Here is an 18,627-nt window from a genome sequence, read left to right on the forward strand (position 1 = left end):
TCTACCAAACGACCTTTCGACTGGACTCTCGCTCCCCGGGTTCCGGAAGCGGGCATGATCGAACCGTGATCGATACCCGGACCGCCCGACTGATGGCGGGAGTGTTCGCCGCGACCTGCGGCGCGTCGGGCGCGCTCGGACTACTGGCGTCGGTCGTGCGCGTGGAGAACCGCTTCGTGGTCCTGCTCGCCGGCCAGACCCCGACCCTGCTCGTCCTCGCACTGATCGGCGCCGTCGTCGCCGCAGCCGCCCGACAGTGGGCCGTCCAGGCGGCATGCCTCGTCGTCTGCGCCGTCGGAGTCGCGGCACTGGCCCCGCTCTACCTCCCCGGAGCGGGCGGCGCCACCGGTCCCGCGCCGTCCGGCCCGTCGATTCGAATCATGCAGGCCAACATCAAGATCGGCTGTGCCGACCCCGACGCCCTGGTCCGGACGGTGCGTGACCGCGGCGTCGACGTCCTCACCGTCCAGGAACTCACCGACGAGTCGATCGACGGACTGCACGCCGCCGGGCTCGACGACCTGCTGCCGCACCGCTTCGTGGTGTCGTACGGCCCGGGCGGCGAGGGCGGCGGGATCTACAGTCGCTTCCCGCTGTCGAACACCCGCAACCTGGACGGCTACCTGTCCGCGAACCTCACCGCGGATCTGGATGTGGGACTACGAGAACCCGTGTCCCTGCTGGCAGTTCATCCCGCGCCCGCCTACCTGTTCCCGGCGCAGTGGTGGGCGGCGGAACTGCGGGGCCTGCACGCCGAGATGCGCGCGGACGCCCCCCGCGACAACGTCGTCGTCAGCGGGGACTTCAACGCGAGCTACACCCAGCGTCAGTACCGCGACCTGCTCACCGACGGCTACGTCGATGCGGCCGACCAGGTGGGCGCCGGACTGGTGCCGACGATGCCGGCCAACCGTCGGCTCCCCGCCTTCACCGGCATCGACCGCATCATCACCAAGGGCGCCGCGGTGACCGCCCTCGACCGCATCGAGATCGTCGGGTCGGACCACTACGGTCTCGTCGCCGAAATCCGGCTGCGCGCCGACGATGTCCCGCCGCACGGGACGCGGGCCGGGGCCTAGCCGAAGCGGCCGGAGATGTAGTCCTCGGTGGCCTTCTGGGTGGGGTTGGAGAAGATCTTCTCGGTGTCGTCGATCTCGATGAGCCGGCCCGGCTTGCCGGTGGCCTCGAGGTTGAAGAACGCCGTCTGGTCGCTCACCCGCGCAGCCTGCTGCATGTTGTGCGTGACGATGACGATCGTGAAGTCCTTCTTCAGCTCCGTGATGAGGTCCTCGATCGCGAGCGTGGAGATCGGGTCCAGCGCCGAACACGGCTCGTCCATCAGCAGCACGTCGGGTGAGACCGCGATGGCGCGGGCGATGCACAGACGCTGCTGCTGACCACCGGACAGGCCACCGCCCGGCTTGTCGAGCCGGTCCTTGACCTCGTTCCACAGGTTCGCGCCGCGCAGCGACTGCTCGGCGACCTCGTCGAGCTTCTTCTTGTCGCGCATGCCCTGCAGCTTGAGGCCGGCCACCACGTTGTCGCGGATCGACATCGTGGGGAACGGGTTGGGCCGCTGGAACACCATGCCGATCGTCTTGCGCACGCCGACCGGGTCGACGCTGGAGCCGTAGATGTCCTCACCGTCGAGCAGCACCGAGCCCTCGACGCGGGCGCCCGGCGTCACCTCGTGCATCCGGTTGAGCGACCGCAGCACCGTCGACTTACCGCAGCCCGACGGGCCGATGAACGCGGTGACGCTGCGCGGGGGCACCGACAGCCCGACATCGGCGACGGCGTGGAACTTGCCGTAGTAGATGTTGACGTCCTTGAGATCCAGACGCTTGGCCATTTACCGGCTCCCTACTGATGTGAGCGCTAGCTCGAGTATGTGCTGACGAGATGCGGGGGATGCGGCGATCGCGGCGATCGCCACCGATTCGATGCTCACTTGCTGCGCACCGCGGCGAAGTGACCGATCGCCTTCGCGACGATGTTGAGGACCGCGATCACCAGGATCAGGGTCAGTGCCGCACCCCAGATCCGGTTGGAGCCGGCATCGGTCGGATTGTTCATCTCCGCGACCATGACACCGGGCAGCGTGCCCATCTCGCCACCGAACAGGTTGAAGTTGATGAACGGCGCATAGCCCACCAGGATCAGCAGCGGCGCGGTCTCACCGAGCACGCGGGCCAGGGCCAGCATGACGCCGGTGATGATGCCCGGCAGTGCGGTGGGAACGACGATGCGCGCGATGGTCTTCCACTTGGGCACACCCAGCGCGTACGACGCCTCGCGCAGGTCGTCGGGCACGATCCGCAGCATCTCCTCGGTGCTGCGCACCACGACCGGCACCATCAGCAGCACCAGCGCCAGCGACACCGCGAACGCCGACTTGGGGAAGCCGAACGTCGCGATCCACAGCGCGTAGATGAACAGGGCCGCGACGATCGACGGGACACCGGAGAGGATGTCGACCATGAACGTGGTGAGCTTGCCGAGCTTCGAATTGCCCGCGTACTCCACGAGGTAGACCGCGACGAACAGTCCCAGCGGAACCGACAGCGCGGCACACACCAGTCCCTGCATCAGGGTGCCGATCAGCGCGTGGTAGATGCCACCGCCGTCGGCCGAGGCGGACAGGCCGCTGAGCGAGTGGGTGAACCACGTCTGCGACGTGACGGCGCCGATGCCCTTGACCAGCACCGTCCACAGCACCCACACCAGCGGCACGAGCGCGACGAGCACGGACAGGGTCACCAGCACGGTGGCGGCGACATCGGTGAAGCGGCGGCGGAATCCGACGCCCTGGAATGCAGGCGCCTTGATGGGCTTGTCGAGAACGCTGGTCATCGGTCAGTCCCGCTTTCCGGCGATCGCGGCGCGGGCCGCCGCGTTGACCACGAAGGTGAGCACGAACAGGACCAGGCCGGCGGCGATGTAGGCGCCCGCCTGGATGTTGTTGTTGAACTCGGCATAGCCGAGCGCGATCTTGGAGGCGATCGTCGAACCGCTGTCGAACACCGACCAGCCGAACGCCTGCGACGTCGTCCGCAGAATCATGTACAGCGCCATGGTCTCGCCGAGCGCGCGGCCCAGGCCGAGCATCGAGCCGCTGATGTAACCGGACTTGCCGAACGGAATGACCGTGGTGCGCACCACTTCCCAGCGGGTGGCGCCGAGCGCGAGAGCGGCCTCGATGTGCGCCTTGGGCGTCTGCCCGAACACCTCGCGGGTCACCGCGGTGATCACCGGCAGGATCATCACCGCGAGCACGATGCCGGCGGTGAAGATGGTGCCGCCGCCGCGGATGGAACCGGTTCCGTCCGCGAAGATCGGGATCCAGCTGAGGTTCTCGTTGAGCCACACCGCAACCGGGGCGATCGCCGGGGCGAAGATCAGCAGGCCCCACAGGCCGTACACGATCGACGGCACCGCGGCCAGCAGATCGATCACGTACGCGAGGGGCTTGGCCACACGTTTGGGCGCGTACTCGGTGAGGAAGATCGCGATGCCGAGCGCGACCGGCATAGCCAGCACGAGGGCGACGAGCGAGACCATCACCGTCACCTGCAGCAGGTCCAGGACACCGAACGCCATCGAATTGATGTTGTCGGTGTCCCACTCACGGCTGGTGAGGAAGTTGACCTCGTTGCGCTGCAGTGCCGGCACCGCACGCCAGATCAGGAAGATGCCGACCGCGGCGACCAGCAGCGTGATGAAGACCGCCGAACCCGATGCCAGTGATCCGAAGATCCGGTCGCCGGGACGGGTGACCGTCTTGCGCTTCGTTGTCTCGGGGGAAGTGATCGGGGCCTCCGGGGTGCCGTTCGGACCGCCCACCCCGGCCCCGCCGTCCGCGGGGCCGGAGGCGCGTGGTGTTGACTGTGTGCTCGCGTCAGACATCTGCGCTCACATTCTCCGTCTGAATATAGATGGGCGGTCCGAAGGGGATCGATCCGATCAGGCGATCGCGGCGATCGACTCGTTGAGCTTGGCGCGGAACGACTCCGGCAGCGGCACGTAGCCCTGTTCCGCGAGGGTCTGCTGGCCCTCGTTGGCTGCGCTGGTCAGGAAGGACTTCACGGCAGCAGCAGTGTCGGCGTCGTAGCCCTTGGAGCACACGATCTCGTACGTCGCGAGCACCAGCGGGTAGGCGCCGGCCTCGGTGGTGCCGTAGATCGACTTCAGATCCAGCGTGAGGTCACCGGTGCCCGCACCCTTGAACGACGCGTTGGCGATGGCCTTGGCCGCAGTCTCCTGCGACAGTTCCACCGGGCCGGAGCCGGTGTCGATCTGGGCGGCCGGCAGCTTCTGCTGATCCGCGAAGGACTTCTCGACGTAGGTGATCGAGCCGGGCGCGGTCGCCACGGCCTGCGCCACACCGGCCGAGCCCTTGGCACCCTCGCCGACGCCACCCTTGAAGTCCGAGCCCGCGCCCTGGGTCCAGGCGCCACCCGACGCCGCCTCGAGGTACTGCTGGAAGTTGTCGCTGGTGCCGGACGAGTCCGAGCGCACGATCGGGCTGATCTTCTCGTCGGGCAGTTCGACGCCGGAGTTCAGCGCGGCGATGGCCGGATCGTTCCACATGGTGATGCCACCGTTGAAGATCTTGGCGATGGTCTCGCCGTTCAGCACCAGATTGTCGACGCCGTCGAGGTTGTAGGCAATCGCGACGGGGCCGAACACGAGCGGCAGGTTCCACGCGTCGTTGCCCTCGCAGCGGGCCTTGGCCAGGTCCGCCTGCTCGCCCTTGATGGCCGAGTCCGAGCCGGCGAAGTCGATCTGCTTCGCGATGAACTGCGTGCGACCGTCGCCGGAACCGCTCGGGTTGTAGGCGACGTTGACGCTCTTACCCTTCTGCTGGCAAGCCGCGATGTAGGTCGAGGTGAACTCGTCCATCGCGTTCTTCTGCGCAGACGATCCCGCACCGGAGAGCTTGTCCTTGCCGTCGCACAGGGCGGTCGACGCCGACGTGTCGACGGTGGACGACGCGGCATTGTTGTCGCTGCCGCAAGCCGTCAGCGACATCGCCGTCACGGCACCTACCGCCACCATCGAGAGCAATGCGCCGTTTCGCTTGAGGTTCACCCTTGTCCTCCGCTGGTCTAGCGTCTCGCCCGACTTCGGGCGGCATGGGAAGCGCGAATCCTGTGTGACTCGCACCGGGCGGCGGTCCGCCACCCAGGCCAGAAAGGTAGGGGGCTCCGGTAGCCAACTGGACCCGGTTCGGTGAACGGAAGGTGAACACCCGAGGGAATTCGTCGGAGGGGTTCGTCACACCCCCTCCGCACCTGCGTGAACGGACGCTATCGGGACGGAGTGGCGTACGCGACATCCACGTGGAACCGCTCGAACCCGAGCCGCTCGTACGTGTGCAGTGCCGCGGTGTTGTCGCCCTCGACGTACAGCAGCACCGTCTCCAGGCCGCGGTCACGCAGATACCGCAGGCCGGCCAGCGTCAGCACCCGGCCGAGGCCGCGGCCCTGCGCGTCGGGGTCGATACCGACGACGTAGACCTCGCCGAGCGCCGGGCTGCCGTTCTCCGGCGCGTGCACCTTCGTCCAGTGGAAACCGAGAAGGCGGTCCGGGTCCCCCGCGTCGTCGCCCGACGGGAAGGCGAGGAACAGGCCCGCGGGATCGAACCACGGTTCGGCGCGGCGCTCGTCGACGTCCCGCTGTGTCCAGCCGCCCTGCTCGGGATGCCACGCGAATGCGGCGGCGTTGACGCGCAACAGCTCCGCGTCGTCCTCCGGGCCGCGATACGTGCGCAGCGTGACACCGTCCGGCACGACGACGTCGGGCAGTTCGGGGGTGGCCAGGGGCCGGCGCAGCTGCAGCAGCTCACGCACACCGACGAGGCCGAGCCGGTGCGCGACCGAGGCAGCGGACGGGAGGTTGCCGTGCGCCCACACCCGGGTGCCGGATCCGCCGGCTGCGAGGGCCTCGGCCACCAGTCGGCCGCCGATCCCGGCGCCACGGGCGGCCGGGTCCACGACGACCTCCGCCATGGCGGGATGCTCGCCGTGACCTGGCTCGAGCTGCGCGTACCCGACGACCCGGCCGTCCGCGGTGGACACCAGGTGGCGGGCCGGACCGGTCCCGGTCAGTGCGCGGACGGCCTGCTCGGAGATCGGCGCGGTGCCGTCCGTCACGGTCGCGCGTTCGATCATCGCCCGCACCTCCTCCGCCGGAGGTGAATCGATCCAGTCGAGCTGCTGCGTTGCCATCAATACGCCGATCCGTTGGTGGGGGTGAGATCTTGGCCGTCCGGGTCGCCGTCACGGTCGTCCGCCGGGGCGGCCTGCCCGGCCCGGTTCGACGGGCGCGCCGGACGCACGGCCTTGTAGCCGACGTTGCGGACGGTGCCGATCAGCGACTCGTACTCCGTGCCGAGCTTCGCGCGCAACCGTCGCACGTGGACGTCGACCGTGCGGGTGCCGCCGAAGAAGTCGTAGCCCCACACCTCCTGCAGGAGCTGCGCCCGGGTGAACACCCGGCCGGCGTGCTGCGCGAGGTACTTGAGGAGCTCGAATTCCTTGTAAGTCAGATCGAGGGGACGACCCCGCAGTCGTGCGGTGTACGTCCCCTCGTCGATCACCAGCTCACCGAGCGTGATCTTGCCGGCGGATTCCGGACTCGCCACACCACCCCCGTTGCGGCCGACGAGCAATCGCAGGCGCGCGTCGAGTTCGGCCGGACCGGTGGTCGGCAACAGGATGTCGTCGAGACCCCAGTCCGAGTTGACGGCCACCAGGCCGCCCTCGGTCAGGACCGCCACGACCGGGACTGCCGATCCGGTGCTGCCGAGCAGCCGGCACAGGCCGCGCGCGGCCGCGAGATCGGTACGGGCGTCGACGAGCGCCACGTCCGCGGATCCCGCCTCCAGCAGGGACGAAACCTCCGTCGGAGCGGGGCGGACGGAATGTGACAGGAGCGCCAACGAAGGCAGCACTGTCTCGGGGTTCTGATCGGAGGTCAGCAGCAGTAGCTCCACTCCACCTCCCTCTCTTGCGCCGCGAATGCCGGCGGGAGGGCCGACACCGAGTGGACCGACGTTCTTGTTTCGGGGACAGATTAGCGCGAGTTTGCGCAGTACCGCCGCACCGGTCCTCCGCGACGCCGGTAAGAATGATGAGGTGCGGAAACTCATCATCGGCCTGGTGTGCCTCGTCGGACTCGTCGTCGTAGTCGACTTCGGCGCCGCCGCCTACTCCGAATACCGCGTCTCGCGGGCCCTGAGGGAGGGCGGTTCGCTCACCGCCGACCCCGAGGTCACCATCCACGGGTTCCCGTTCCTCACCCAGGCATGGAACGGCAAGTACGACAACGTCGAGGTCCGCGCCCGCGAGGTGCCGAACGACATGATCGGCGAGGTCACCATCGAGGCGACGCTGAACGGCGTGTCGGTACCGGCGTCGGCCCTGCTCGACGGCACGGTCCGCACCGTTCCGGTCGATCACCTCGACGGTCGGATGATGATCGACGCTACCGACCTCGGACAGTTCCTCGGCATCCCCGACCTGCAGGTTTCCGCCCCGCCGGCCGACAAGTCCGACGGTACCGGCGGCTCCGGCGGCTCCGGCTCCCCGACCGCCGGCGGGATCGTGCTGACCGGCACCGTGCCGGTGGGCCCGCTGCAGACGTCGGTGAGCGTGCAGGCCGACCTGGTGCTGCGCGGTGAGCAGTTGCTGATCGTCGCCACCGACTTCTACTTCGGACCGGAGGGCGAGGCCGACTTCACGGTGCCCGCGCCGCTGCGGCAGACGGTGCTCGACTTGTTCACCAAGACGATCGATCCGCAGTCACTGCCGTTCGGCGTAATGCCCACCGAGGTCTACGCGCAGGGCTCGCAGATCGTCATCGAGGGGTCCGGCGACAACGTCGTCGTCGACCTCGACGAGCTGAAGGCCGTGTCGTGACCGCACTCGTCATCCTGGGTGTCGCGGTCGTCGCGACGCTCGCCATCGGCCTGATCCTGCGCGGCCGCGCCGGCAAGGTCCGCGCCACCGCACCCGTTCCCACCACCGACCCGGTGGAGGACACCCGGACCGCGCAACTGGCCGCAGCCGGGGTGACGGCGACCGGGCAGCCGATCGTCCTGCACTTCTCGGCCGACTGGTGCGGACCGTGCGCCGCGGTGCGCCGGGTGATCGGCCAGGTGCTCGAGCGCGTCGACGCCGCCACCGAGGTGGAACTCGATATCGACGAGCATCCTTCTCTGGCAAAGACACTCGGCGTCCTGTCCCTGCCGACGACGTTCATCCTGGACGGGGCACTGGCCGAACGGTTCCGAATCTCCGGTGTGCCGTCCGCCACCGATCTCCGGTCCTCCATCGAGACGCTTCTCACACCCGGGGATTCACTTTCCTGAGAATCCGGGTACGCTGCACCACGTGTACGCCAACCACGAGCTGATGCTCACCCGTCGCCGCGCAGTCGATCTGTGCCGCCTCGGTGGTTGTTGCTGTCCCTGCTGTTGATCACGCAGACGGTCGACCTCTCTTTCCAGCGTTCTCGCTGACGACCCCGTCGACCCCGTCCTTGATCGGTGAAACCCCCGACAACCGGTCCCTGCCGCGTTCCCTCGGCGGCAAGTCAACTCTCGGTAGCCCGCAGGAGCACACCCAGATGTCCACTCCCACAATCCAGAACCAGCAGGTCGACGTTCGTGGTCCGCGCTTCGCCGCATGGATCACCACCGCGGTTCTCGTCGCGGTGCTGGTGCTGTCCACCGTCTCGACCCTCGCCGCCGGCCTGCTGCTGGCAGCACAGGCGGTCGTGTTCGCGATCGGCGCCGCCGCCGGTCCACGGCGCAGCCCGTACGGGCAGATCTTCGCGACGCTGGTCGCGCCGCGCCTGAGCCCCACCGTCGAACGCGAACCCGTCGCGCCGCTGCGGTTCGCGCAGCTCGTCGGCCTGTTCTTCGCGGTTGTCGGCACCGTCGCGTTCCTGCTCGGCGCGGGCCTCGTCGGCGGAATCGCCACCGGCTTCGCATTGTTCGCGGCCCTCCTCAATGCCGCGTTCGGGATCTGCCTCGGCTGCCAGATCTACCCGCTCGCCGCCCGCCTGCGTGGCGGCTCGGCCCCGAGCGCGGTCTGACCCGAAACGCTCTCGTTCCACCCGTGCGGGCCCTCAACCGCACTGCATTCCCACGCTCCACACACGCCGTTCCCACACCGAAAGGACAACCCATGGCTCGCTCCGACGTCCTGGTCTCCGCAGACTGGGCAGAGCAGAACCTCAACGCACCCAAGACCGTCTTCGTCGAGGTCGACGAGGACACCGCCGCCTACGACGGTGGCCACATCGAGGGCGCGATCAAGCTCGACTGGCGCAAGGACCTGCAGGACGGCGTCCGCCGCGACTTCCTGAACCAGGAGCAGTTCTCCGCCCTGCTGTCCGCGAAGGGCGTCGCGAACGACGACACCGTGGTCCTCTACGGCGGCAACAACAACTGGTTCGCCGCCTACGCGTACTGGTACTTCAAGCTGTACGGCCACCAGGACATCAAGCTGATCGACGGCGGCCGCAAGAAGTGGGAACTCGACGGCCGTCCGCTGTCGAAGGAGACCGTCACCCGTCCGGCGACCGAGTACAAGGCCGCCGCGCCCGACACCTCGATCCGCGCGTTCCGTGACGACGTGATCGCCGCGATCGGTTCGGCGAACCTGGTCGACGTCCGCTCCCCCGACGAGTACTCCGGCAAGATCCTGGCCCCGGCGCACCTGCCGCAGGAGCAGGCGCAGCAGCGCGGCCACGTCCCGGGCGCCATCAACATCCCGTGGAGCACCACCGCCAACGAGGACGGCACCTTCAAGGCCGACGCAGACCTCGCGAAGCTGTACGCGGACAGGGGCTTCGACGAGACCAAGGACACCATCGCCTACTGCCGTATCGGCGAGCGCTCGAGCCACACCTGGTTCGTGCTGCAGGAGATCCTCGGCAAGCAGAACGTGAAGAACTACGACGGCAGCTGGGTCGAATACGGCTCGCTGGTCGGCGCACCGATCGAGTTGGGAGCATAAGAGATATGTGCGGAGCACCTGTTCAGACCCAGACCCTGCCCGCGGGTGTCGACGTCGAGAAGGAAACCGTCATCACCGGCCGCATCCTGGCCACTGACGGCCAGCCGGTGGGCGGCGCGTTCGTGCGTCTGCTCGACGGCACCGACGAGTTCACCGCCGAGGTCGTCGCCTCCGCGACCGGCGATTTCCGTTTCTTCGCCGCCCCCGGCACCTGGAAGGTGCGTGCACTCTCCAGTTCGGGCAACGGCGACGTGACCATCAGCCCCGACAGCGCCGGCGTCTACGCCGTCGACGTGACGGTCGGGAAGTAGGTTCGAAGCCAGACCGGAAGGGGCGCCACTCCTGTTGGGGTGGCGCCCTTTTCGTTGCCTACGCCCCACCCCGCGGAAGACCGTCGATCCATTCCACCACGCGATCGCTGTCGCCGAAGAGTGGGGCGGGTCCGGGAATCCAGTAGAGGACGTGCTGGAGCGGCCCCAGCACGATGTACGGCTTCAAGATCAGGTCGACGATGCCGCGATTGTCCTCGAGAAACCCCACCGATTCGGCCTGCGCCTTCGCGCGCACCACGTCCGCGCCCGGCCCGCGCACCCAGGCATCCAGCGCCGCAATGCGCTCCGGCGTCGCGGCCGCCGTCGCCGCGTCGTCGCGGTAGGTCTGGTCGGCGACCTTCCGCAGCACGTCGAGCAGTGACTCCTCGGAAGTGAACCAGTCCTCGCGGGAGACGATGTGGGCGATCGCGCGCGCCGACATGTCGGACGCGACGCGACCGAAGTCGGCGAACGTCTGCACCGGATTGAGGATCGTGAACCGCATCTGCCCGAGCACGCCGAGCGCGAGTTCGAGCAGCGCGATGTCCGGCGGGGCGTCGCACGCGATGTCCATCGGGCGGCAGTCGTAGAGGACCCGGCCGTCGAGCGCGCCGTAGTCGGCCGGTTCGGACGCCATGAAGCCGCCACCGGCCGGCCCCGGTCCGCCGAGCGACGGCGTCCCGGCGGGCCGGTAGGGGTCTCCGACCAGCGCGACGCCCGCGATGTCGTCGGCGGTCACGGTAGCCGGTGCGCTCCGGTGGCCGATGTCGCGCGCGACGCGCTCGGTGACCTCGGCGCCGACGCTGTAGCCGAGGAGGACGAATCGGGTCGTGGCGCCGCACTGGGTCTTCTTCTCGTCCAGGATCCGGTTCATCGACGCGACACCGGCGGCCACCGACTCCTGATACGTGGGCACGTCCTCGAGCAATCCGACGCCGTACGTGGACGGGTACGGGACGTACATCCACCCCACCGTGCCCGGTTGATCCCGATTGGCCTCGCCGAGCGGGACGGTCACCTCGCTGAGCCAGTTCGACCCGGACACGCGCTGCCCGTCGCCGAAGGGGTCGCGATCCGACGTCGAATCACCGGCCCCCGCCACCGCGACCACCAGGATGTCGGGGCAACCGTCACCGAAGTTGTTCGGATCCTTCGCCGGCGGACGCACGGACCCCGAACCGGAATCCCCCGTGCTTCCCGGCGCTCCGGAGCCCTCGGCGATCGCCGGACCCGCACCGACCAGCAGCACCGCCGCCGCTACCACCCCTGCGAGCGCGGACACCATTCCCCGTCGAGCCATCGACACCTCCGACCGTGCGCACCCCCGCAGGCGTGACAGTTCGTGATTGGTTCTCGATTCCGCGAGCACCGTATACCGCGAATCCGACGCTGATCGGGAATCGGCGGGATCGATACCCGCAGCCGCCGCACCGCTGCCGATTTCGAACGCCCCGGGGACGGGGTCTAAGATGAGCGCGTGGTCATCTTCTTCGAGGTTCTCCTTGCCCTTGCCGCCATCCTGATCACCTGGTTCTCGCTGTACGTCGTGTACCGACTGGTCACCGACAAGCCGTGAGTCAGGATCCGGACGCGGGCTCCGATCAGCAGCCTGCTGACACCGAGTCGCACGCTGCACACGTAGTCCGTGGCAGCGGTGACCGTGCTGTCGCAGCCGCTGAAGAGCGCGCGAAGGACACGGCGGGACGCAACATCCCGACGCTGCCCGATCTCCCCTTGCCCGAGGACACCGCGAATCTGCGCCTCGGGCCGGACCTGCATCCCGGCATGCTCGCCCTCCTGCCGCTCGTCGGCGTGTGGCGCGGCGAGGGCGAGGGTCACGACCAGGAGACCGGCGACTACCCGTTCGGCCAGCAGATCGTCGTCTCACACGACGGCGGCAACTACCTGGCGTGGGAGTCCCGCAGCTGGCGTCTCGACGCCGACGGTGCGTACGTGGGTCCCGACCAGCGCGAGAGCGGCTACTGGCGCGTCGCCGGTGACGGCATCCCCGGCAGCACCAACGAAGAGGTCGTCGAACTCCTCCTCACGCACGCGTCCGGTGTCGTCGAACTGTTCTACGGCCAGGCACTGACGCAGTCGTCCTGGGAACTCGCGACGGACGTCGTGATCCGCAGCGAGTCCGGCGAGCTGATCGGTGGCGCCAAGCGCCTGTACGGCATCGTCGAGGGCGGCGATCTGGCGTACGTCGAGGAGCGCGTCGTCGCCGACGGCCCCCTCGCGCCGCGGTTCTCCGCTCGCCTCCAGCGCTACATCGGCTGACGACACCCCCAGACAGCAGCGACCCCCGGGCCCGTCCACGAGACGAAACCCGGGGGTTTCGCATTTCGTGGAGTTCCGATCTGGACGCGACCGGAGGGCTCGGGGGTCGGGTAGCTGCCTGGGATTCGCCAGCCGCGCTGCGGTCAGTGAATTCCGAGAGCATCGCGGCTAGGTGACAGCCACCTCACGTGTCCGTTTGTCATTCAACTTCAGACCACCTCCTTCCTCGTGTACGCCCGAAACTACGCCCGCCCACGACACTCGGCAACGGGTTTTTCGGCGGGATCGGAGGTCGCTGACCGAACGACGCGAGCCCCGCACCGGAGATGTCCGGTGCGGGGCTCGCGTGGCGTTCGATCACCCACTCATACGCCTGAACGGGAATTCACGGCACGGTTCCGGTCGCGGACCGTGCCCTCATGTCCCGTTCGCGGCCTAGGGGGTGGGTACTAGCTGCCGTTCTGGAACACGTTGCTGATGATGTCGGCAATGAAGCCGGCGGGATCGTTGATGATCGCCGAACCCGACGAACCACCGGCCACCGGGCCCGACGAACCGAAGCCCGACGAATCGAGGCTGCCGGTGACAGCCTCACCGGCGTTCGACGCACGAGCCTTGACCCAGGCGCCGACCTCGGGGAACTTCTGCATGTTCTGCCACGTGGTGGGCTTGAAGTTGATTCCGCTGTTGTAGACGTTACCGACGGTCAGGTTGCTCGGCGCCTTGTAGGTGACCTCGAACGTGACGGTGTCCCCGGTGTTCTTCGACAGCCTCCAACCCCCCGACGACATCGTGACGGCTCCGGTCGGCGCGTCAGTCGTTGTATCCACGCCCTTTCCGTTGACCTTTGCGCTGCCGGCGACGTACGTGAACTCGGGTCCCGCCGGAATATCGACAACAGTCTGGAGGAATCGATCGAGGCCATTCGTCACCGAGAACGTCGTCCGATAGGTCACGAGCCCATCAGGCGCCACGGTGCCGTCGCCGACAACCTGTCGGGTGAACTGAACGTTGTCGCTGGAGTCTGTCGCCGACTTCGGGTAGTCGACGCCAGGCTGCGGGACGACACCGCTCGACACCGGTGCGGTGTCGGCACTGCCCGAACCGAGCGAACCGAGGGAACCGGTGCCCGCAGCGCTGGCGGTGCCGGCGCCGAGTCCGATTCCACCGGCCACGACGGCGGCGGCAGCGACGGAGGCCGCGATGCGGCGGGTGAACGTTCGAGACATGTACATGCTCCTTCGGTCGTTCCTGAGGGGGAGGCAGTTCTCGGTAGAACGCGTTTCAATTTAGTCCGTGAGGTCACGGCAAATCGCCCATTCGATGGTGAATACCGTCACATACTAGCTAGCTTTTCGGACGTTCGTCCATAAGGGTAGTTACGCGGTGCCACAACACTTTTTGCAGTCGCGGACCTGTAACGACATGACCGGGTCCGGCGATGTCTCCGCCGGTTCTAGAACATGTTCCATAATTGGGTTCGGTGCGGCCGCGGGCGGCGTCCGCACTCAGGCGTGCTCGGCCGAATTCCGTCCGACACGCTCACTGACACAATCCCCATCGCGGTCCGTTCCGTTACCGACCGTCACGATGCGATCGGCGCGAGCATCCGACGGCAACTGGTGCGTGACGAGGACGACGGTCCGATCCCGCTCGACCAGTCCACCGTCCCGATCCAGCAGCGCCCGCTGAATCCGCGCACCGTCCGCCGCATCGAGGTGCTCGGTGGGTTCGTCGAGCAGCAGCACCCGCGCGGGTGAGACGAGTGCGCGGGCGAGCAGCAGGCGTCGACGCTGCCCGCCGGAGACCGCCCGGGCACCACCGCCCAGCGGCGTGTGCACGCCGCGGGGCAACTGCGCCACCCACTCCCCCAACCCGACCGTGCCCAGCACGTCGACGGCGGCCTGCTCGTCCAGGTCGCCGCGAGCCACCCGCAGATTCTCGAGAACCGACGTGTCGAACAGATGCGCGTCCTCGGCGAAGAACCCGATCTCGCGGCGCAATGCATCGGGCCGGAACCGTGCAATGGGGGTGCCGTCGAGCGACACCGTGCCCTCGATCGGCGGCAGCAGTCCGGCCAGGGTCATCAGCAGCGTGGTCTTGCCCGCACCGCTCCCCCCGACGACGGCCACTCGGGAGCCCGGGGGCAGATCCAGATCCACCGGCGTGGTCACCTTCTCGCCGCCCGGCCACCCGCACCGCACCCCGTCGGCACCGACCCGGCCGGCCCCCGACGGCACCTCGGTGCCCTCCGGGACCGGTTCCCCGGCACGATCGAGCAGCGCCATGATCCGACCCGACGCGATCCGCGCCCTGGTCAGGGCGAGCGCCGCCGCCGGCAGAGCACCGGTCGCCTCGAACGCCGCGAGCGGCACCAGCACCAGGATCGCCAACGACATCGGCGTCATCGCGCCCGGCGTGCCACCGTCCGGCCCGTACAGCGTGATGCCGATCAGCAGGGACCCCAGCACACTGGCCCCGATCGCGAGAGGGGTCGCCGCGGCCGCGAAGGCCGCGGGCAGGGCAGCACGGTCCGTGGCCCGCACCGCGTCGCGATTGGTGGCCTCCGCGCTCGCGAGGACGTCGTCGAGGCGTCCGGCCACCCGCAACTCCGACGCATGGTCGAGGGCGGTCACCGCCGTCTCGCTGAACAACGCCGTCGCGGCGGCACTGCGGGACTCCGCGATCCGGGCCGCACGCGCCGACAGCCACGGCGCCAACACCCCGGACACGGCAAGCGCGACGGCGAGCACCAGCGCGGCGGCCGGCGAGATGAGCCCGAGCAGGACGACCGCGGACAACGACATGATCGCGGCGACGGCGATCGGGATCAACGCCCGCACCACGACGTCGCCGAGGGCGTCGACGTCGGCGCCGGTGCGGGCCAGCAGGTCCCCGCGCCGCAGTCCCGCGGCCGCGGCCGGATCACCGTCCGCCAGGCGGCGGTAGATCATCGTCCGCGCCGACGTGGTGCCGCGCAGCGCGGCGTCGTGCGTCGCCAGGCGTTCGAGGTAGCGGAAGACGCCCCGGGAGATGCCGAGTGCGCGCACCGCGACGACCGCGACCGTCAGGTCGAGCACCGGCGGCATCTGCCACGCCTTGGTGATCAGCCATGCCGACAGCGCCGCCAGTGCGAGCGCACTGCCGAGGGTCGCGACACCGGCGGCGACCGCCGCCAGCACCCGTCGCGGCTGCAGATCCAGCAGCCCGATCGCCCGCACCAGGTCACGATTCATGGTGCAGCTTCTCCCGCATCCTCGTCGGCCTCGACGTCCTGTCGGGCCACCACCTCGATCACCCGGTCCCCCGCCGCCAGCACGGTCGGACGGTGTCCGACGACCACGACGGTTCGGCCGTGGCCGGCGAGTTCACGGAGCGAATCCAACACTGTCCGTTCGGTTTCGTCGTCCAGGTGTGCCGTCGGCTCGTCGAGCAGCACCACCGGCCGCGACGACACCAGCAGCCGTGTGAGTGCCAGGCGCTGGCGCTGCCCGAGGGACAGTCCCAGTCCCCCGGCGCCGACGACGGTGTCCCATCCGCGCGGCAGCTCCGCCAGCACGTCGTCGAATCCGGTTGCCCGACATGCCTGTTGCAGTTGCTCGGCGTGGATGTCGATGTCGCCGACGAGGGCCAGGTTCTCGGCGAGGGTGCCCGGCACGATCACCGGATGCTGCGGCAGCCACGCGATCTGCGCCCACCAGCCGGCGGGGTCCAGGTCGCGGACGTCGATCCCGTCGATCCGCACCGATCCGGCGTCGGGCTCGGTCAGCCCCAGGACAGCCTGCAGGGCAGTGGATTTGCCGGACCCGTTCGCACCGGTCAGCACGGTCACTGCACCGGGCCGGCACGTGGCATCGAGCCGGTCCGGCGCCGTCCCGGATCGGGACCGCACGCTCAGCCCAGCCAGTTCGACGACGGCGCCCTCGGCCACCACGGTGCGAGTTCCGGTGGGACGCTGTTCGGCTGCCTCGTCGAGCACACCGAACGCCTTGGTCGCGGCGGCGACACCGTCCTCGGCGGCGTGGAACTGGGCTCCGACCATCCGGAGCGGCAGGTACACCTCGGGCGCGAGGATCAGGGCGACGATGCCCGGCTCGAGTTCCATGTTGCCGTAGACCAGGCGCAGGCCGATGCTGACGGCGATGAGCGCCACCGACAGCGTCGCGAGCAGTTCCAGCACCATCGAGGACAGGAACGCGACCCGCAGCGACGACATCGTGGTCTTGCGGTGGGCGTCCCCGAGTTCGCGCACCCGGGTCGCGGGACCGCGCTCGCGGCCGAGCGCCCGCAGCGTCGGCAGACCGGCCAGCAGGTCCAGCAGCTGCCCGGACAGACGCGTCAACGCGGTGAGCGTCTGCTCGGCCTTCCCCTTGGTGAGCAGGCCGATCAGGATCATGAACACGGGGATGAGCGGCAGCGTGACCACGACGATCATCGCCGCCGTCAGGTCCTGCATGATGATCACCACCAGCGTTGCCGGGGTGAGCGTCGCCGCGAGGATGAGCGCGGGCAGATAGCCCGTCAGGTACGGCTCCAGGGCGCGCACGCCCCGGGTGAGCACGGTCGCGATCTCGTCGCGGCGCGGGTCGAGGGTGCGCGGTGGCATCCGGACGGCCGCCTGCAGCACCTCGACCTCGAGTTCCGCGACCACCCGGTTGGCGGAGCGGTGGGCGTACCGTGCGTGCAGCCAGGACGCCAGGACCCGGACGGCGACGGCCGCGGCGAGCCACATCAGGTCGGTGCGCCAGTCCGCGAGAGCCCGCCGGTCCGACGTGATCACCCCGGCCAGGATCGTGCCGATGAGCACCGCCGAGACGATCACCATCGCGACGTTGATCGCGGACAGGACCACCGTGAGGATCAGGTAGCCGCGCGCAGACGCGGAGTACTTCCACAGGCGCGGGTCCACCGGACCTCCGCGCCGCCCCGCCCGTCGACTCGTTCGGGCGGGGCGATCGATCTCGGTACTCATCCGACCTTCGTAGGTCCTGTCTTGCGGGACAGCCCGATCGACGGCGGGATGTGCTTGGTGGAGATCCGCTTACGGAACACCCAGTACGTCCAGCCCTGGTAGAGCAGCACGATCGGTGTGAGAATCACTGCCGCCCAACTCATCACCTTCAACGTGTACGGACTCGACGACGCATTCTCAATGGTGAGACTGAACGCCGGGTCGGTCGTCGACGGCATCACGTTCGGGTACAGCGACGCGAACAGCAGCACCACCGTGGCGATCACCGCGAGCGTCGTGAACGCGAACGCCCAGCCCTCACTCTCGGCCCGGGTCAGGAACACCACCGCGATCACGGCGATCGCCGCGAGCGCCACCAGGATCCACGTCCAGCCCTTGCCGTGGGCCAACTGGGTCCACAGCACGAACCCGCCCGCGATCGGCACCGTCGGGATGGCGAGCTTCTTCGCCAGGTCCGCGGCGTCGATCCGCACGTCATCGGCGGTCTTGAGGGCGATGAACACGGCTCCGTGCAGTGCGAACACCAGCGCGGTGGTGATGCCACCGAGCAGGGCGTACGGGTTGAGCAGGTCGAAGAAGTTGGACGTGACCTTCTTGTCGGCATTGATCGCGACGCCGCGGACGATGTTCGCGAACGCGACGCCCCACAGCACGGCCGGGACCCACGAGCCGATCATGATGCCCCAGTCGGCGCGGGCCCGCCATTTGTCGTCGTCGATCTTGCCGCGCCATTCGATCGCGACGATCCTCAGGATCAGCGCCACCAGGATGATCAGCAGCGGTAGATAGAACCCGGAGAACAGTGTCGCGTACCAGTCGGGGAACGCCGCGAACATCGCACCGCCACCGACGATCAACCACACCTCGTTGCCGTCCCAGACGGGTCCGATCGTGTTGAGCAGCACGCGGCGACGGTTCTCGGTCTTGCCCAGGACGGGCATCAACATTCCGACACCGAAGTCGAACCCCTCGAGTACGAAGTACCCGACGAAGAGCACCGCGATGAGAACGAACCAGAATTCCTGCAGTCCCATGA

The 18,627-nt window shown here is 68.6% G+C and carries 19 protein-coding genes; 8 read left to right on the plus strand and 11 right to left on the minus strand.

Annotated elements, in window-relative coordinates; translation table 11 throughout:
• Nucleotides 1-92 precede the first annotated feature (92 nt).
• Complete coding sequence (locus tag IJ15_RS0100720; RefSeq protein WP_051918430.1) at nt 93-1,079, plus strand: endonuclease/exonuclease/phosphatase family protein; 987 nt, start codon at nt 93-95, stop codon at nt 1,077-1,079.
• Here the strand turns inward: IJ15_RS0100720 and pstB are convergent.
• The 6 genes from pstB to IJ15_RS0100750 form a co-directional block, all read right to left on the minus strand.
• The gene (gene pstB / locus IJ15_RS0100725; protein WP_031936433.1) at nt 1,076-1,852 is read right to left on the minus strand and encodes a phosphate ABC transporter ATP-binding protein PstB; all 777 of its coding nucleotides are present in this window, start codon (nt 1,850-1,852) and stop codon (nt 1,076-1,078) included. The two genes, IJ15_RS0100720 and pstB, sit on opposite strands and share 4 nt — an antisense overlap.
• A gap of 95 nt (nt 1,853-1,947) precedes the next feature.
• Entirely contained in the window at nt 1,948-2,853 is a 906-nt protein-coding gene (gene pstA, locus IJ15_RS0100730) for a phosphate ABC transporter permease PstA (protein ID WP_031936434.1), read from the minus strand.
• A gap of 3 nt (nt 2,854-2,856) precedes the next feature.
• Complete coding sequence (pstC, locus tag IJ15_RS0100735) at nt 2,857-3,906, minus strand: phosphate ABC transporter permease subunit PstC (protein WP_031936435.1); 1,050 nt, start codon at nt 3,904-3,906, stop codon at nt 2,857-2,859.
• 57 nt (nt 3,907-3,963) lie between these two features.
• Nucleotides 3,964-5,091 carry a phosphate ABC transporter substrate-binding protein PstS gene (pstS, locus tag IJ15_RS0100740; RefSeq protein WP_031936436.1) on the minus strand — a complete coding sequence of 376 codons (1,128 nt, stop codon included), beginning with the start codon at nt 5,089-5,091 and terminating at the stop codon, nt 3,964-3,966.
• A gap of 218 nt (nt 5,092-5,309) precedes the next feature.
• Nucleotides 5,310-6,230 (minus strand): mycothiol synthase, encoded by a 921-nt coding sequence (mshD, locus tag IJ15_RS0100745; RefSeq protein ID WP_031936437.1) that lies wholly within the window; start codon nt 6,228-6,230, stop codon nt 5,310-5,312.
• Entirely contained in the window at nt 6,230-6,997 is a 768-nt protein-coding gene (locus IJ15_RS0100750; RefSeq protein ID WP_031936438.1) for a winged helix-turn-helix transcriptional regulator, read from the minus strand. The genes mshD and IJ15_RS0100750 overlap by 1 nt, the downstream gene beginning before the upstream one ends.
• Before the next feature lie 142 nt (nt 6,998-7,139).
• Between IJ15_RS0100750 and IJ15_RS0100755 the strand changes: the two genes are divergently transcribed.
• From IJ15_RS0100755 to IJ15_RS0100775, 6 genes are all read left to right on the plus strand, one after another.
• Nucleotides 7,140-7,922, plus strand: coding sequence for an LmeA family phospholipid-binding protein (locus IJ15_RS0100755; protein ID WP_031936439.1), 783 nt, complete (start codon nt 7,140-7,142; stop codon nt 7,920-7,922).
• A complete protein-coding gene (locus IJ15_RS0100760) occupies nt 7,919-8,374 on the plus strand; it encodes a thioredoxin family protein (protein WP_031936440.1) in 456 nt (151 codons plus the stop codon). The genes IJ15_RS0100755 and IJ15_RS0100760 overlap by 4 nt, the downstream gene beginning before the upstream one ends.
• Nucleotides 8,375-8,396: 22 nt before the next feature.
• Nucleotides 8,397-8,483 (plus strand): putative leader peptide, encoded by an 87-nt coding sequence (locus IJ15_RS27035; RefSeq protein ID WP_350317252.1) that lies wholly within the window; start codon nt 8,397-8,399, stop codon nt 8,481-8,483.
• A 148-nt stretch (nt 8,484-8,631) separates the two neighbouring features.
• Entirely contained in the window at nt 8,632-9,102 is a 471-nt protein-coding gene (locus IJ15_RS0100765) for a DUF4395 domain-containing protein (RefSeq protein WP_031936441.1), read from the plus strand.
• A gap of 92 nt (nt 9,103-9,194) precedes the next feature.
• Nucleotides 9,195-10,028, plus strand: a complete 834-nt coding sequence (locus IJ15_RS0100770; RefSeq protein WP_031936442.1) for a sulfurtransferase — start codon at nt 9,195-9,197, stop codon at nt 10,026-10,028.
• Nucleotides 10,029-10,033: 5 nt separating this feature from the next.
• Nucleotides 10,034-10,339 (plus strand): DUF1416 domain-containing protein, encoded by a 306-nt coding sequence (locus IJ15_RS0100775; protein ID WP_031936443.1) that lies wholly within the window; start codon nt 10,034-10,036, stop codon nt 10,337-10,339.
• Nucleotides 10,340-10,397: 58 nt separating this feature from the next.
• Here IJ15_RS0100775 and IJ15_RS0100780 read toward each other — a convergent pair whose 3' ends face one another.
• Entirely contained in the window at nt 10,398-11,639 is a 1,242-nt protein-coding gene (locus IJ15_RS0100780; protein ID WP_031936444.1) for a cutinase family protein, read from the minus strand.
• A 272-nt stretch (nt 11,640-11,911) separates the two neighbouring features.
• Here IJ15_RS0100780 and IJ15_RS0100790 point away from each other — a divergent pair, with 272 nt between their 5' ends.
• Nucleotides 11,912-12,619, plus strand: a complete 708-nt coding sequence (locus IJ15_RS0100790; protein ID WP_031936446.1) for an FABP family protein — start codon at nt 11,912-11,914, stop codon at nt 12,617-12,619.
• Nucleotides 12,620-13,068: 449 nt separating this feature from the next.
• Here IJ15_RS0100790 and IJ15_RS0100795 read toward each other — a convergent pair whose 3' ends face one another.
• The 4 genes from IJ15_RS0100795 to cydB form a co-directional block, all read right to left on the minus strand.
• Nucleotides 13,069-13,848, minus strand: coding sequence for a hypothetical protein (locus IJ15_RS0100795; protein ID WP_156111980.1), 780 nt, complete (start codon nt 13,846-13,848; stop codon nt 13,069-13,071).
• 279 nt (nt 13,849-14,127) lie between these two features.
• Nucleotides 14,128-15,855: a thiol reductant ABC exporter subunit CydC gene (gene cydC, locus IJ15_RS0100800; protein WP_031936448.1), complete on the minus strand. Its 1,728-nt coding sequence runs from the start codon at nt 15,853-15,855 to the stop codon at nt 14,128-14,130.
• Entirely contained in the window at nt 15,852-17,591 is a 1,740-nt protein-coding gene (cydD, locus tag IJ15_RS0100805) for a thiol reductant ABC exporter subunit CydD (protein ID WP_031936449.1), read from the minus strand. Before cydD ends, cydC begins: the two co-directional genes overlap by 4 nt.
• Nucleotides 17,588-18,625 (minus strand): cytochrome d ubiquinol oxidase subunit II, encoded by a 1,038-nt coding sequence (gene cydB, locus IJ15_RS0100810; RefSeq protein WP_031936450.1) that lies wholly within the window; start codon nt 18,623-18,625, stop codon nt 17,588-17,590. The genes cydD and cydB overlap by 4 nt, the downstream gene beginning before the upstream one ends.
• Between the last annotated feature and the right edge of the window lie 2 nt (nt 18,626-18,627).

Source organism: Prescottella defluvii (assembly GCF_000738775.1).
Lineage (GTDB): Bacteria > Actinomycetota > Actinomycetes > Mycobacteriales > Mycobacteriaceae > Prescottella > Prescottella defluvii.